The sequence below is a fragment of the Vreelandella sp. 162(4c) genome (assembly GCF_058152265.1).
In genome coordinates, this window is the sequence record NZ_CM176981.1 from 1,781,841 (window position 1) to 1,797,422 (window position 15,582).

At 55.7% G+C, this 15,582-nt stretch carries 15 protein-coding genes; 7 read left to right on the top strand and 8 right to left on the bottom strand.

The window, feature by feature from the left end:
* Positions 1-264: 264 nt before the first annotated feature.
* The 3 genes from AC4EYZ_RS08000 (at position 265) to gabT (ending at position 3,371) form a co-directional block, all read left to right on the top strand.
* On the top strand, positions 265-1,074 hold the full coding sequence (locus tag AC4EYZ_RS08000; RefSeq protein WP_051051935.1) for an EAL domain-containing protein: 810 nt from the start codon (positions 265-267) through the stop codon (positions 1,072-1,074).
* A complete protein-coding gene (locus AC4EYZ_RS08005) occupies positions 1,061-1,999 on the top strand; it encodes a GGDEF domain-containing protein (RefSeq protein WP_009286759.1) in 939 nt (312 codons plus the stop codon). Before AC4EYZ_RS08000 ends, AC4EYZ_RS08005 begins: the two co-directional genes overlap by 14 nt.
* A 94-nt stretch (positions 2,000-2,093) precedes the next feature.
* Positions 2,094-3,371, top strand: coding sequence for a 4-aminobutyrate--2-oxoglutarate transaminase (gabT, locus tag AC4EYZ_RS08010; protein WP_009286758.1), 1,278 nt, complete (start codon positions 2,094-2,096; stop codon positions 3,369-3,371).
* A gap of 78 nt (positions 3,372-3,449) precedes the next feature.
* Here gabT and AC4EYZ_RS08015 read toward each other — a convergent pair whose 3' ends face one another.
* The 7 genes from AC4EYZ_RS08015 to AC4EYZ_RS08045 form a co-directional block, all read right to left on the bottom strand.
* Entirely contained in the window at positions 3,450-4,754 is a 1,305-nt protein-coding gene (locus AC4EYZ_RS08015; RefSeq protein WP_022520018.1) for a TRAP transporter large permease, read from the bottom strand.
* A gap of 25 nt (positions 4,755-4,779) precedes the next feature.
* Positions 4,780-5,292, bottom strand: a complete 513-nt coding sequence (locus AC4EYZ_RS08020; protein ID WP_009286757.1) for a TRAP transporter small permease — start codon at positions 5,290-5,292, stop codon at positions 4,780-4,782.
* Complete coding sequence (locus tag AC4EYZ_RS08025; RefSeq protein WP_474192230.1) at positions 5,289-6,308, bottom strand: TRAP transporter substrate-binding protein; 1,020 nt, start codon at positions 6,306-6,308, stop codon at positions 5,289-5,291. Before AC4EYZ_RS08025 ends, AC4EYZ_RS08020 begins: the two co-directional genes overlap by 4 nt.
* 134 nt (positions 6,309-6,442) lie before the next feature.
* Positions 6,443-6,691, bottom strand: coding sequence for a YkoF family thiamine/hydroxymethylpyrimidine-binding protein (locus tag AC4EYZ_RS08030; RefSeq protein WP_039858708.1), 249 nt, complete (start codon positions 6,689-6,691; stop codon positions 6,443-6,445).
* A 9-nt stretch (positions 6,692-6,700) separates the two neighbouring features.
* Complete coding sequence (locus tag AC4EYZ_RS08035) at positions 6,701-7,528, bottom strand: alpha/beta fold hydrolase (protein ID WP_022520022.1); 828 nt, start codon at positions 7,526-7,528, stop codon at positions 6,701-6,703.
* A gap of 130 nt (positions 7,529-7,658) precedes the next feature.
* Positions 7,659-8,705: a DNA polymerase IV gene (dinB, locus tag AC4EYZ_RS08040; RefSeq protein WP_022520023.1), complete on the bottom strand. Its 1,047-nt coding sequence runs from the start codon at positions 8,703-8,705 to the stop codon at positions 7,659-7,661.
* Positions 8,706-8,749: 44 nt separating this feature from the next.
* Positions 8,750-10,213 carry a protein adenylyltransferase SelO gene (locus tag AC4EYZ_RS08045; protein WP_474191323.1) on the bottom strand — a complete coding sequence of 488 codons (1,464 nt, stop codon included), beginning with the start codon at positions 10,211-10,213 and terminating at the stop codon, positions 8,750-8,752.
* Between the two features lie 167 nt (positions 10,214-10,380).
* On the opposite strand from AC4EYZ_RS08045, the gene AC4EYZ_RS08050 reads away from it, so the two are divergent.
* Together AC4EYZ_RS08050 and AC4EYZ_RS08055 are read left to right on the top strand one after the other, a co-directional pair.
* A complete protein-coding gene (locus AC4EYZ_RS08050) occupies positions 10,381-11,604 on the top strand; it encodes a helix-turn-helix domain-containing protein (protein WP_474191324.1) in 1,224 nt (407 codons plus the stop codon).
* Positions 11,585-12,085: a PIN domain-containing protein gene (locus AC4EYZ_RS08055; protein ID WP_138800933.1), complete on the top strand. Its 501-nt coding sequence runs from the start codon at positions 11,585-11,587 to the stop codon at positions 12,083-12,085. The genes AC4EYZ_RS08050 and AC4EYZ_RS08055 overlap by 20 nt, the downstream gene beginning before the upstream one ends.
* Before the next feature lie 50 nt (positions 12,086-12,135).
* Here the strand turns inward: AC4EYZ_RS08055 and AC4EYZ_RS08060 are convergent, their stop codons facing one another.
* Positions 12,136-12,993: an NAD-dependent protein deacetylase gene (locus tag AC4EYZ_RS08060; RefSeq protein WP_039858699.1), complete on the bottom strand. Its 858-nt coding sequence runs from the start codon at positions 12,991-12,993 to the stop codon at positions 12,136-12,138.
* Between the two features lie 106 nt (positions 12,994-13,099).
* Here AC4EYZ_RS08060 and AC4EYZ_RS08065 point away from each other — a divergent pair, with 106 nt between their 5' ends.
* Both AC4EYZ_RS08065 and AC4EYZ_RS08070 read left to right on the top strand, forming a co-directional pair.
* Entirely contained in the window at positions 13,100-14,272 is a 1,173-nt protein-coding gene (locus tag AC4EYZ_RS08065; RefSeq protein ID WP_474191325.1) for a UbiH/UbiF/VisC/COQ6 family ubiquinone biosynthesis hydroxylase, read from the top strand.
* Positions 14,273-14,348: 76 nt separating this feature from the next.
* Positions 14,349-15,539 carry an E22 family MetX-like putative esterase gene (locus AC4EYZ_RS08070; protein WP_474191326.1) on the top strand — a complete coding sequence of 397 codons (1,191 nt, stop codon included), beginning with the start codon at positions 14,349-14,351 and terminating at the stop codon, positions 15,537-15,539.
* The last annotated feature ends 43 nt before the right edge of the window (positions 15,540-15,582 follow it).

Genomic DNA, 15,582 nt, shown 5'->3' on the forward strand with positions numbered 1-15,582 from the left:
TATGCACTCGATTTATGCACTTCCCTCTTATAGGCGCCTACTTGGCGCCTTTTTTTAAGCCAAAAGAAGCGACCAATATTGCAAGCTAAGAAGCAGGCACCTGGCTAATGCTTCGCAATCCATTATTGTACAAAAGCTATACAAAAAGTATATTAAGACCTAAAGTTAAGAGCGTTGAATGCTTCAACATAGGCTATAGGCATTAATCTATCTAATGTTATGGCATTAACAGCGCCATCCAACACCCATCCCTCAGGAGCAGCTATGAGCCAGTGCGCACGCGTCAATGGCAGTTGCAAACGCTGTGAAGGCGACTTGCCCTTTGAGTTCACCATGGCCTTTCAGCCAATCGTGGATCTATCGCTGGCCCAAATCGTCACCTATGAAGCACTGGTTCGTGGGCCGTGCGGTGAATCCGCTTGGAGCGTCATTTCGCAAGTGACTGATGAGCTCCTCTACCGTTTTGATCAGGCCTGCCGGGTAAAAGCAATCGAAATGGCCAGCGCACTGGATATGCAAACCGACCTTTCGATCAACTTTCTGCCCAACGCCGTTTATGAGCCCGAAGCCTGCATCCAGGCAACGTTAGCGGTATCAAAACGGGTGGGTTGGCCTACCCATCGGCTTATTTTTGAAATCACCGAAACCGAGCGCGTCCGCGACCGGCAACACCTGTGCAATATTATTAATGCCTACCGCTCCATGGGCTTTAAGACGGCGCTTGACGACTTTGGCAATGGTTACGCCAACCTTGACCTGCTCACTGACTTAACCCCCGATAAACTTAAAATCGATCGTGAGCTGGTGATGAACTGCGATAAGGATCTTCGCCGCCAAGCACTGTTAAACGCGATCATCCTGCTCGCCCAAGAGCTCGATATGACTCTTATCGCCGAAGGTGTCGAGACTCGTGCCGAAGCCTTATGGCTAGCACGGGCTGGCATTGTCCAGCAGCAGGGTTTCTACTTTGCGAAGCCTTCCATCAACTCGCTGGGCCAGGACATTACTCCCCTGCTCGCTGGGTTAAAAAGTGAAGCGCATGACAAGTTAGGAGCGATGGATGCAAGATATTAGTCCTGATCAGCTTTACCAGCTTTTTAACCGCTCCAAGCGCAACACCGAAAACGTCATCAAAGCGGCACCGATTGGAATCTGTATTACAACCCCTTCGGGTCACTTTGAAATGGTCAATCCAGCTTACTGTGAATTTTATGGCTACCGGCAGGAAGAGCTTTTAGGCCAGCACCTTACCCACGTAGTGCCCGAAGAGAACCATGCGATTTTATCAGCGCTGCATGCTGAGTTTATGCAGGGCAACGAGGATCAAGAGCTGCGCCAAGAGTGGGATGTGGTTCTCAAAAACGGCGGAAGACGCACCATCATCGCCGAAGCTGCGCGTATTGAGGCTGACGACGGCGAACCGCGTAAAGTCACTTTTATAATCGACATTACCCAGCGCAAACAGCTAGAAGAGCGGCTCAAGCAGGCTAATGAGCGCTTGGATCATTTGGCTCACCACGATGAGCTAACGGAGCTGCTCAACCGTCGTGCCGGTTTGCAGCGCCTGGATGAAGAGATCAAGCGCTGCGAGCGGTATGGAACACCTTTCAGCATCGCGATCTATGACCTGGATGACTTCAAAGCGATCAACGATACCTATGGGCACAGCGCGGGCGATAGCGTTTTACAACAGATCACCTCCTTAGTGAGTGCTGTACTGCGCGATACCGATTTGCACATACGATTGGGCGGTGAAGAGTTTTTAATCATTATGCCAGGCGTAAATTCTGAAGAAGCCTACCAAGGCATGGAACGCATTCGTGAAAGCGTCGCGCAACAAACGTTTACTAAGCACCAATTAACGATGACGCTCTCATCGGGGATTGCCAGCTACGTTGAAGCCTCGGGCAAACGGCTACTTGATCGTGCTGATAAAGCTATGTACCAAGCTAAACAGACGGGGCGCAACCGTGTTGTCATTGCCTCGTCATCCATGTAGGCAACGCTTTTAAACTTCACAATCAGGCCCCTATCAGGCACCCCTATTAAGCACTATGCTAAAAGATCAATCCTCATCAATTAGGAAGTAAGCCATGAGCAGCAATGCCGAACTAAACGAGCTAAAACATAAATACGTCGCTGCTGGCGCTGCAAGCCCCGCAACGGCGTTCGCCGACCACGCTGAAAACGCTGAAATCTGGGACGCGGACGGCAACCGCTTTATCGACTTCGCAGGCGGCATTGGCGTACTCAACGTAGGTCACCGTCACCCCAAAGTGGTCGCAGCGGTAAAAGCCCAGCTCGATAAGCTGATGCATACCTGCCAAACGGTCATGCCTTATGAAGGCTACGTGAAAGTCGCGGAAAAACTCAGTCACATCGTGCCCGTTCGTGGCCATGCCAAAGTCATGCTGGCCAACTCGGGTGCGGAAGCGCTGGAAAATGCGGTCAAGATCGCCCGCGCCGCCACTGGTCGTTCTAACGTTATCTGCTTCGATGGCGGCTACCACGGCCGTACCTTCTTCACCATGGCCATGAACGGCAAGGTGGCGCCTTACCAGAGCGACTTCGGCCCCATGCCGGGCACCGTTTTCCGTGCGCCCTACCCGGTGCCTTACCACGGCGTTAGCGAAGACGAAGCCATTCGCGGCCTGAAAATGACGCTGAAAACCGATGCCAACCCCAAAGATACCGCGGCCATCGTGCTCGAACCGGTGCTTGGCGAAGGCGGTTTCTACCCGGCCTCTACCAGCTTCCTGACCAAGGTTCGCGAAATCTGCGATGAGCACGGCATGCTGATGATAGTCGATGAAGTGCAGTCAGGCTTTGGCCGTACCGGCAAAATGTTTGCCATTGAGCATAGCGGCGTTGAGCCGGACATTATGACCATGGCCAAGAGTATGGCCGACGGTATGCCGATTTCCGCCATCGTAGGCACCGACAAAGTGATGGACGCTTCAGGCCCTAACTCGCTGGGCGGCACCTACACCGGCAGCCCCACTGCCTGTGCGGCGGCGCTAGCGGTCATGGAAGTGTTTGAAGAAGAGAACATTCTGGAGAAGAGCCAGGCCCTGGGCGACAAGCTGGCCAAGCGCTTCAACGTGTGGGCAGATAAGTTTGATTGCATCGACCACGTGCGCAACATGGGCGCGATGGCTGCCTTTGAACTGGTGTCGAACAAAGCCGACCATACGCCTAACCCAGAACTAGCGGCCGCGCTATGCAAGAAAGCCCGCGAAGAGGGTTTGATCCTTCTTTCCTGCGGCATGTACGGCAACACCATCCGCTTCCTGATGCCCGTCACCATTCAAGATGACGTGCTCAATGAAGGCCTGGATATTATTGAGTCCTGCCTGGATTCGCTGGTGTAATTAAGCGTTAGTCAGCAAGAACCAAACCGCCGCCCAAATTTGGGGCGGCGGTTTTACTTGTGTGGATACCTAACCTGCTTATTCCGCCATAAAGCGAGGCAGCCACAAGGCAATATCCGGCCATAAGCTGATGATCAAGGCCGCCACGCACATCAGCAGGAAGAAAGGTAGCGCTGCCAGGGCCACCCGGCTGATGCTTTCCCCTGTCAGGCTTTGCAGCACAAACAGGTTGAATCCGACCGGCGGCGTTATCTGGCCAAGCTCGATCATGATGATCAGGAAGATGCCAAACCAGATGGGATCGAACCCCGCCAGCAGTACGATCGGCAGCGTAATCGGCAGGCTCATCACGGTGATCGAAATACCGTCCAGGAAAAGCCCCAGCACCACATAGAAAACCGCCAGCGCCAGCAACAACGACATCGGGGTAAAGTTTTGCGCGGCGATCCACTCCGCAAGCTCCCGGGGCAGGTGCAGGTAGCCCATCGCCGTGGAGAGCAACGTGGCGGTAATCAACAGGCTGCACACCATGATACTGGTGATTAACGTGCCTCTGAACGCCTCAATAAACAGCCGCGCCGAAAGCTGGCGCTCGACGCCAAGCAGCACCAGCGTTGCGGCCACGCCCACCGCCGCCGCCTCCGAGGGCGTGGCAATACCGCTATAGATAGAGCCAATCACGATGCTGATCAACACCAGCACGGGCAGCAGAAGCAGAATGGATTGCCCTACGCTCTGGTCAGTCGCCGCCTGTTTGGGTGCCAACGACGGCGACAAATAGGTCCTCGCGCCGATATACACGCTATACAGCAGCGCAATTAACAGGCCCGGCACTACCCCCGCCATGAACAGCTGGCTAATAGAGACTTCCGCCTGAACGCCATAGACGATCATCACGATCGAAGGCGGAATCAACAGCCCCAGGCTACCGGCGCCCGCCAGCGAACCGATCGATAGGTTACGATCGTACCCCCTCGTTTTCAGCTCCTGGGTGGTGATTTTGCCAATCGTCGCGGTCGTCGCCGCGCTGGAGCCGCTCACCGCCGCAAACAGCGTACAGCCAAGCACATTGGTGTGGAGAATACCGCCCGGCAAATGGCGGGTGATCGGCACCAGCCCTTTGAAAAGCCGCTCGGAAATATTGGAGCGAAAAATCAGCTCGCCCATCAATATAAACAGCGGGATAGCCGATAACTCCCAGCTATTACTGGCACGATAGAGAATTCGCGAAAAAATCAGACCGATACGATCAGCACCGAAGTCGCCAAACAGCCAAAGCGAGCCAATGGACACGGCCAGCATGGATGCAAAAATCCAGGTGCCCATCGACAAAAAGAACAACAGCAGTACGCCGACCCCGACGGCCGACCAAAAAATATCCATAACGCCTTTCCTATTAGTCGCTGCTTCAATTGACGCTAGACGAGTAGCCTGAACGCAGAGCCATTATTTTTAGGGCTCTGACTAACAGCGTGATGGAAATTAACCACATGCCCACGAGGATGGCGCTCTCCGGCAGCCAAATAGGCGTCTCTGCCATGGTTTCACTGACGGTGTCGCGGCTGTAGCTACGCAGAACATTCTGAAACCAGAAGGTCGAGAGCCACACAAAGCAACCTGCCGTTACCAAGCTGCTGAATAGCTCCAGCGGCCAGCGCATGGTTTCAGGAAAGCGTTCCAGAAGCAGAGAGACACGGATCAGCCCGCCCTTCTCCAGCACATAAGGCAGGCCTAAAAAGGACATCGTAGCCACTGCATAGCCGATATACTCATCGAGGATAAACGTCGAGTGGCCAAACAGCCTCAGCGCTATCTCTAACAGGATATGGCCGAGCATATAAATAATGAGCAGCACGGCAATGACAGCACCGACCCGATTGAGCAGCTTAGAGATACGCTCAATGACATTGAGCGCCCTCATTCGGCGCCTCGGAACTCGCTCAAGATCGACTCGCCGTCATCACCAGTATTCTCCAGCCAGCTCTCGACCACGCCACTGGCGGCTTCCTTGAGAGGCGTTAGCAACTCGTCCGAGACGGGATCACTGATCACGACGTCGTGCTCACTAAGCGTCTGGTAGTTTTCTTCGGTACGCGTTTCAACCGCTTCCCAGTTGTGTTGGTCAGTCAGGCTGGCCGCTTCCATGACCGCATCCTGTTGAGCGTCGGTAAGCGATTCGAACGCATCGCGATTCATGTGCACCATGTTAAGGGGAATGGCGTACTGAACCCCGGCAAAGTAATTCTGGTGCTCCCAAAAGCTGGCATTGGCCCCCGCTTCGGCGGACGTTAACACCGCCTCGATACCGCCGGTGGCCAGTTGGGGTACCACATCGGCCCAGGACAGGCTGACCGGCGAGGCACCTACATTTCTAAATGTCTCGGTACCGTTACGGTCAAAGGTGCGAATCTTCAGGCTCTCAAGATCGTCCTGGCTCGCGACCTCGTCTTCCGACCAGATACCGCTCGGCGGCCAGGGCGAGGCATACAGCAGCACCTGGTTATTATCGGCGAACACCTCTTCGTAATAGGGTTTCGCTATGTCATAAAGTCGCCGCGCATCGGCAACGTCGTCGACAATAAAGGGGAGCGAAGAGAGTAGAAATAGCGAATTGATGCCGCTCATGGTGCCCGAGAGGGTATCAGCTATCTCGACGGCGCCATCGGCCACGCCATAAAAATGATCGCCGGAATTAAAGCCGAGCGAGCCACCCGTATGCAGCGTGATATCAATTTCGCCATCGGTTAATTCGGCAAGCTTATCAATAAAATAGGCATCGCCCTGAGCATGAATGGAGGACGCATTATACTCATTGGAGAAGTCCATACTGACCGACTGGGAATGCGCATAGCCACTGACGAGTAGTGCCCCTAGCGCTATCGAAAGTTTTTTACCTGAACGAGGGAATTTGTTATTTAAATCAGCAGGATGGAACATTCTTTTAACCCCTATTTTTGATTGGTATAGGGATTAAACTACAGTCATTTGGGAACCATTTATGTCCCATAGCGACGCGAACGGACCAGACAACGACACGCCGCCCAGTGGACGGCGTTGCCTATGCTGCGTGATTAGCGTGGCCGACGATCGCCTTCGAGGAAATTAGCCGTAAAGACCGCTTTGCCATGGGTCTCAAACGACCACTTCATCACCTCAGTTAGCGCTGCCATCACAGCATCGAACTCGCCAAATACCTGGGTGCTCATGCGATTCGGGTGTACTTCCAATCCTGTCGCCTCAAGGCGTTTCACCACCTCTTTGACCACCGGCTTGAAGTCATCGGCCAACGGGTAATAGCTAAGCTGTACGGAAAGATACATAACGCCTCCTTACGCTGTGTTTTGGGGCTGACGGACGCTGGATAAACGCTGCCAGGCAGCCAAAATAGCGGCACGGGTCTCGTCCGGATGCTCCATCGGGAACATATGCGTACCGGGGACTTCACTCACCGATAGCCCTCTACGCTTCAAGCGTTTTATACGTGAAGCGGTCAATAGGTGGGACTCTTTGCCCGCCACCAGTTCTAACGGTACGCCCAAACGCTGCGGCAGGCGCGATAGGTGATCCGGCAGGTGGCGGAAAATTTCCACCTCAATACCAGGATCAAAGGTCAGTTCTGCACTGCCATCGTTTAGCAAGCGCGTCCCTGCTTCAATGTAGTCGTTGAGCGCCTCTGGGGTAAAGCGACGAAACAGCCCCCGGCGACCCAGCGAGCTTGCCATCGCTTCGCGACTCGGCCACACGGTGCGCCGACCCAAGGTTTTTCCAGCAGGGGTAACTCGATCCACAAAGCCAAACCGCTTGGCGGCTTTCATTGCCCAGGCGTCCTTCCCCAGCATCAAAGGGGGATCAAGCATAATCACCCCGCAGAAGCGCTCGGGCTGCTTATCCGCGGCCATGGCCATTAGCGTGCCACCCAAAGAGTGCCCCACGCCCAGAAGCGGCGTATCCGTCTCGGGTAGGTAGCTCAGCAGCTCATCCACCAAGTTGCCCCAGTTATGATTAACGGGGTAGTCAGGGTGGTGACCCAAGCGATCCAGAGGGTGCAGATCAAAGGTCTCTGCCAGTGGGTTCAGCAGGCTGCGATAGCTTAAGCCCGGAAAACCATTGGCATGGGCAAACACTAAACGAGGACGTTGGGCAGCATTAGCAGACATGGCAAGGCTCGCGCGTTAAAAAGGCAGGAAGACGGCTAATGTGAAACATGATTATTTACGCCGCCTATCATACATCTGTTTTAACGCGCTCCTGCATGAGCGTCAATCGACAAAAGGATTAACAGGCTAATTAAAACAGCGACAATTGATGCTCCTGGCTGTTGTCCGCCAGTCGATACCCTACTCCAAGCAGGCGGACGGGCCGCTCGCCCCTGGCCCAACCAACGTTAAGCAGAGTTTCAAACTGCTCCAGGTTAGGCGCGGGGTCGGCGTGTTCGACGGTGGTTTGGGTAAAGTCGTTGAACTTCACTTTTACGATTAACCCGCGCACCGCCAGTGGCGGGTCAAGCCGTGCGTAGCGGCGCTCTAAATCTTCGATCAGCGCGGGCAGTTCACGGCGGCAGGCGTCGAGGTTGGGTAAATCCTGGGCGTAGGTCTGTTCGGTGCTAACCGACTTGCGCTCCCGGTGGGTTTTCACCGGGCGCTCGTCCCGCCCCCAGCTCAGCTCATGCAGTCGCCGTCCAAAACGGCCAAAGTGCTCGACCAGGTCGGTCAGCGTGCGGGTACGCAGGTCGGCGCAGGTGTGGATATCCAGCCCCGCCAGTTTCTCGGCCGTGCGGGGCCCTACCCCGTGGATTTTCTTGACCGGTAACTGTTGTACGAAGCTATCGACCTTATCCGGCGTAATCACGCACAGGCCGTCGGGTTTGTTCCAGTCGCTGGCAATTTTGGCCAGAAACTTGTTGGGCGCTACGCCCGCCGAAACGGTGATCCCCACTTCGCGGCTGACCCGTTCACGGATCGCTTCAGCCATTAGCGTCGCGCTGCCGTGATGCTGGGTGACCTCCGAGACATCCAGAAAGGCCTCATCCAGGGAGAGCGGTTCGATCAGTTCAGTCACATCGCGATAAATGGCGAAGACCTGGCGGGCAACTTCTTTGTATTTGGCCATCTCACCGCGGATCACGGTGAGATGCGGGCAGCGCTTGAGTGCCTGAGCCATCGGCATGGCCGAGTGAATGCCAAATTCGCGGGCGGGATAGTTGCAGGTGGCGACCACCCCGCGCTGCTCGACGCTGCCGCCAATCGCAATCGGTATATCCCGCAGCGCGGGATTATCGCGCATTTCCACTGCTGCATAAAAGCAGTCACAGTCGCAGTGAATGATTTTGCGCACCGGCTAGCCTTCCAACTGTAAAAAAACACAGTCTAGCATAGGCGTTATGTGCCACAGAAGGTTCTTAGCACCTGCTCATTTTCCGTGGCGGGCGCCGCTAAACGACGCGCTTCCACGGAGTCATCGAATGGCTGGGTGACGACCGCCAGCAGAGTATGGAAAGGGGTAAAGTCACCGTCGTAAGCGGCATCAATGACCTCTTGAACCCGGTGGTTGCGGGGAATAATGACCGGGTTGGCGCTTCGCATGGCCGCAAAACGCTCACTATCTTGGCTGGCTATCTGCGCTTGCTGCCAGGTATCCAGCCACGCGGTCAACTCGCCAGGCTGAGTCGTCAGCGCCAGCAGTGCCTGGCGGTACTCATCGCTCGGCGAGGAAGCGTATTGCGTGAGCGCGTCAAAGGTGGCGGTCATGTCCATCCGCCCCTGATGCATCTGGCTTTCGAGACCTTCCATTAGCGCTTCGGCTTGAGGGCTTTCCGCCGCTAAACCGAGCTTATCGGCATGCAGGCGGACTTGCTCGGCGCTGAACAGTGATTCAAAGCGCCGGATGGCGTCAGTGGCCTGCTCCATGACCGCGTCGCCCTCTTCCCGCATCAACGGCAGCAGCGTTTCGGCAAAGCGGGCCAGATTCCACTGAGCAATCGCTGGCTGGTTGGCAAAGGCGTAGCGTCGGCCTTGATCGATGGAACTGTACACCTTCTGCGGATCGAACTGCTCCATAAAGGCGCAGGGGCCGTAATCGATGGTTTCGCCGGCGATGCTGCAGTTATCGGTATTCATCACGCCGTGAATAAAGCCGACGCTGATCCAGCGAGCAATCAGCACCGCCTGACGAGCGACCACCGCTTCCAGCAGCGCCATATAGGGATCTTCTGCGTTGGCGGCATCCGGGTAGTGGCGCGCAATCACATGATCCGCCAGGGCTTTGAGCAATGCTTCATCCCGCTGTGCAGCGGCAAACTGAAAGGTACCCACGCGAATATGGCTACTCGCCACGCGGGTAAAGACGGCGCCGGGCTCAGCCATTTGCCGTACCACTCGCTCGCCGCTCGCCACGGCCGCAAGGGCACGGGTGGTGGGAATTCCCATCGCCGCCATGAACTCGCTGACCAGGTACTCACGCAGCACGGGGCCTAACGGCGAACGGCCATCGCCGCCGCGGGAAAACGGCGTGCGGCCGCTGCCTTTTAGCTGCACATCGCGGCGAACGCCATTCTGATCGATCACTTCGCCCAGCAGCAGCGCACGGCCATCGCCCAGTTGCGGCACAAAGTTGCCGAACTGATGCCCGGCGTAACCTAAGGCGCCCGGCTTGGCATCCGGCATGGGCTGGTTGCCGCTAAACCAATCGGCAAGCGTTGTAGAGTCAGGTAGCTCTGTGGCCCCTAGCTCATGGGCAAGCGGCGCATTGAACGCAATCAGCTCCGGGCTGGCCACAGGCGTTGCTTGGGTGGCGATCCAGAGGGGTTCAGGCAAGGTGGAATAGAGATGTTCGAATGGCAGCACGATAGGCTCCGCTATTGATGGCGATATCTACCTAATACCCTAGCATTCTACTCAACTAAACGCCGAGGCGATGTTGCCAAACATACCAAATGTTAAAAACAGCGAGCTGACGCCACTGCCAAGGGATTTTTATAATCGGGACACGCTTGAAGTGGCGAGAGATATGCTTGGCTGCTGGCTGGTACGTGAGCATAAAGTCCGGTCACTTTTCTCTTAATAAAGATTTCTGTGAATTTTTTCCGCTGGTTATTGTTTGGCACAAGGTTTACTTTTCACAAAATACTTTTATAAAAGTAAACCGAGTGACATCTATGCTAGGTCAACGAATCCATCAGGCACGCCTTGCTGCTGACTTGACGCTTGAAGCGTTGGGCCAGCAGCTTGAGGTTTCCAAGGCGGCAATACAGAAGTATGAAAAAGGTAAAGCAACACCCGACTCCTCTAAATTGCTCAAGATCGCTAAAGCGTGTGGCGTTCGCACAGAATATTTTTTCCGAAAGTCTACGGTAACGTTGTCGAACATCGAATTTCGTAAACACAGCACGTTTGGGAAGAAGCGTTCTGACGCTATACAAATCCGCATTACGGAAATGATTGAGAAACGTGTCGAATTGCTTAACGCGTTCCCCGAGTTGCCCATTCCACACTTCGCAGTCCCTGGTTGTGTACCTCGCCAAATAGAAGATTTGGACGAGATTGAGGGCATCGCAGAGAATGTACGACACGCATGGGAGCTTGGGTTAAATCCAATTGCCGACCTGACCGCAGAGCTTGAACCCTTGGGGTTGTTGGTAATGGCAGTCGACGTGGAACACAAAGCATTTCCGGGCATGACTGCTACAGCAATGACAGTAGATGGGCAGTACTACCCTGTCATAGTGGTGTCTTCTCGCTGGCCTGGGGATCGCCAGCGTTTTACTCTCGCCCACGAACTGGCTCACGTGCTTTTTGCAGGTCGATTGACGGACGGAGTAAATGAAGAAAAGGCATGCGACCGTTTTGCTGGCGCGTTTTTAGCCCCAAGAGAGTCCGTTGTTAAGGAGCTTGGCTCTCAGCGAAAGCGCTTAGAGCCACAAGAACTTTACCATCTAAAGCATGAGTACGGCCTTTCAATGGCCGGGTGGGTAATGCGTGCGTTTCAATGTGGCGTTATCCATGACGGGTTGCGAGAGGCAACGATGCGAATGTTCTCGGCTCGCGGCTGGAGGACTAACGAGCCCGGCGAGGTGCTACCTAACGAAGCCCCTTCTCTATTTGAGCAGCTAGTATATCGGGCATTAGCAGAAGACCTTATTTCCGAGGCAAAGGCGGCTGAACTGCTCGGCATCCCAAGAATGCGCTTCTATCGAGAACGCCTAATGGAGTCTGCTGATGCTGTTACTCATCAGTGACGCCAACGTAATAATTGATTTAGAGGCTGGGGGCATACTGGAAACACTCTTTCAGCTTCCTTATGTTTTCGCTATGCCTGACGTGCTTTATGAAGAAGAAATTGAAGACGGCAGCCCGTACCTAATTGATATGGGGTTAAAAACACTCGTTGTTGAATCCTTGTACATCGATTATGCGATCACCTTGGGAGAAGAGCATGGCGAAGAGCCCGGCTTGTACGACAGGCTAGCGCTGGCTTTAGCTAAGCAGGAAGCCTGCCCGTTGCTTACGGGAGACAATAATCTGCGCGCCCTTGCTGGGCGCGAAGGTGTTGATATAAGAGGCACGCTATGGGTGTTCACTGAGATGATTGAGTTCGGGCTATTGTCCAATGAGGAGAGCTTAGCCTCCCTTGATTTGATGAAAGCACGCAAACGCAGATTGCCTTGGGACGATGCCAAAAAACATATCGAACGGGCAAACTTTGGCTCCAGGCAATGAGGAGCATGGTAAAAAGTTTCCCAGGAAATGCTATCAGTGTTTCAGGCGCTCTAGTTTCCGTGCAAACAGCGCACAGCCTGCTCAAGCACCGGCGTCAACGGCGCCCGCCACTGGTGGGTCAATAGCGCATCTGCCCGGGTGACGCCGAGCGATAGCGATGCCAGAGGGATGCCCCGCTCATGGGCGGCGCGGCAAAAACGGTAGCCGGAAAACACCATCAACGAGGTGCCCACTGCCAGTACCGCCTCCGACTCTGCCAGCGCTACCTGCGCTGCAAGCCGCCGTTCGGCGGGCACCACATCGCCGTAGAACACCACGTCAGGCTTCAGGATGCCGCTGCAGCGCGGGCAGTCGAAAATGCGAAAGGTGCTGAAGTCAGTTTCCAGGTCGGCATCGCCATCCGGAGCGTGCCCCGCCTGCAAACCAGTAAAGCTCGGATTCATGCGCGCCATTTCGGCATGCATGGCGTGGCGCATCATTTGATAGTCGCACACCATGCACTTCACCATGTCCGCTCGACCATGCAGGTCGATCACCCGGCGGGAACCAGCGCGCTGATGTAAACGGTCAACGTTTTGGGTCACCAACTGCTGGATATAACCCTGTGACTCCAGCGCGGCCAACGCACGGTGTGCGCCGCTGGCTTGGGCTTCGCGCATGGCGCTAAAACCGATCAGCGCGCGGGCCCAGTAGCGCTGGCGAACGTGATGAGAACTCATGAAGTCGCCATGCTGCACCGGGGGTGGCCGCTTCCACTGACCATCCGCATCGCGATAGTCCGGAATGCCACTGTCGGTACTCACACCGGCACCGGTAATCACCCACAGTCTTGGGTGCCGCTGAATAAAATCAGCCAGTTCCTCGCCCGCCTGGGCAACGCTTTCTGCAATTTCCACGGCCTGCGTCAATCGTTCACCTCTAGGCAATGTGGCTCAAACTCAACGATACTGTATAGCAACAGCGGGCCATGCAATGCGCCCTCTAACGGTTATTGTGCACCCAGGAGATACTCTTATGCAGCACGATCATGACATTATTATTGTCGGTGGCGGCATGGTGGGCGCCGCTCTGGCGGCTCGCGTGGGTCATGCGGGTTTCTCCGTTGGGCTGGTGGAGCACGGCGATTCCCCTACTCCCCCTAGCGGTGACTATGACCTGCGTATTTCCTCGCTGAATGCGCGCTCGTTAGCGTTCGTTAAGGCCAGCGGCACGACGTTACCTGAGGAGCGTTGCTGCCCTTTTCGGCATATCGATGTCTCCAACCAGGACGGCACCGGCCATTCGCTGTTTTCCGCTCAGGATAGTGGCATGGATGACTTCGGCATCTTTATCGAAAACCGCACGTTGCAGTACGCGTTATGGCAACGGTTAGAACAGCTGCCCAGCGTCACCTGCTACACCCAATGCGCGCCGTTAAGTACGATCACCTCAAGCACTGGCCGCCTGCTGGAGCTGGATAATGGCAAAACCCTAAGCGCCCGTTTGATCGTCGGCGCCGACGGCGCGCAATCGACCCTACGTGAGCTAGCGGGGATTAACGTTAGTAGCCACGACTACCATCAGCGGGCGATGATCATTAACGTGGAAACTGAGCTGCCCCAGCAGGATGTCAGCTGGCAGGTCTTCACCCCTACAGGCCCCATCGCCATGCTGCCGCTACCAGGCCATCGCGCTTCCTTGGTGTGGTACGACACAGATAGCACCACCCAAGCCCGCGAACAGCTTGACGATGAGGCACTTAAAGCAGCCATCGAAATGACCTTCCCTAAACGCCTGGGCAACCTCATCCGCATCGTCGCCCGGGCCAGCTTCCCCATCAAGCGCCAGCATGCCCACCGCTATATCGGCAAGCACCTGGCACTTATTGGCGACGCGGCCCATGTGGTGCACCCGCTGGCAGGCCAGGGGTTAAATATCGGCCTGCACGATGCCGACACCCTTGCCGAGATCATTATCCAGGGCCGCGACCCCGGCGACTATGTCAACCTACTGCGCTTTGAGTGCCAGCGCCGCGCGGCCAACCAGGCAATGATCGCTGCCACCGACAGCTTTCACCACCTGTTTACCGGCGCCAAGCCGCTGCGCCAACTAGGCGATCTAAGCCTGCAAATAGCCGAGCGCTTCCCGTTCGCCAAGCGCATGATGATGCAGCAAGCTAATGGGTTGAATCCGTTTAAAATGCGCTAGGGTCTACTACGCTGAGAGGGCGGTCACTGCCGGTGGCCCATAACAATCACAATAACCCCTCGTTAAAGGCAACCCTATGGCATCTACACGATACGCGCTGTTCACGGCAACGCTCTGTTCCGGCCTTGGCCTCCTTCTAGCTTCTCCTCTGTGGGCCTGGGATGGGGTCGTCGAGAAACAGACCTTCGAAATGGACAGCTTCACTACCCATGGCGGCGAGACGATCCCCAACGTCACGGTGGGTTGGGAAGCCTACGGCGAGCTCAATGACGCCCGCGATAACGTCATTCTAATCACCCATTTCTTCTCTGGCACCAGCCATGCGGCAGGCCGCTATGAGGAAAATGGGCAGCCGACCGGCTACTGGGATGCCATCATTGGCCCCGGCAAGCCACTCGATACCGATGAGTACTACATCATCTCCTCGGATACGCTGGTTAACCTAAATGCCAATGATCCCAATGTCACCACCACCGGGCCCGCCTCCATCAACCCTGACACCGGCGAGCCCTGGGGCATGGACTTCCCGGTCGTCACCATCCGCGACTTTGTCGAGGTACAGCGCGAGCTACTCGAAAGCCAAGGCATTGAATCGCTGCATGCGGTGATGGGTGCTTCGATGGGCGCGCTACAAGCTATCGAGTGGGCCAGCGCCTATCCTGACCGAGTAGAACGGCTAATCTCAGTGATTGGCGGCGGCGTTGCCGACCCTTGGCTGCTGGCAACCCTAAGCGCCTGGGCCGCGCCGATTCGTTTAGACGCCAACTGGAACGAGGGTAATTACTACGACGGCGAACCGCCTATCGACGGGCTAAAAGAAGCGCTAAAACTGGTGACACTCAACGCCAACCACTGGCAGTGGGCTAACGAAACCTTTAACCGCGATTGGGCCGACGAAGAGCGCGACCCAGCCCAGGATATCAACGCCCGCTACGCGATTGAGAAAACGCTGGATGACATCGCCGCCGCCCGTGCGGCCACCTCCGATGCCAACCATCTGCTCTATCTGGTGCGCGCCAACCAAACCTTTATGGCAGGCCACGGCGACTCGCTAGAGGAAGGACTTGCCGCCATCGAAGCACCGACACTGATGCTGTATAGCGAAAACGACCTCGTCTTCGCGCCTGAAGGTGTGCGTCGAACCGCCGAGCTAATTGAGGCAGATGGCACTGAGGTGACGCTTGAAACCCTGGAAGGCGATCGAGGCCATTTGGATGGCGTTGTTTCCATCGACCAAGCTAGCGATACATTGCGGGCGTTTTTGTAGTAAGGGATTGAGCGCTGACTTTGAGTCTTAAACCCAGCACTGA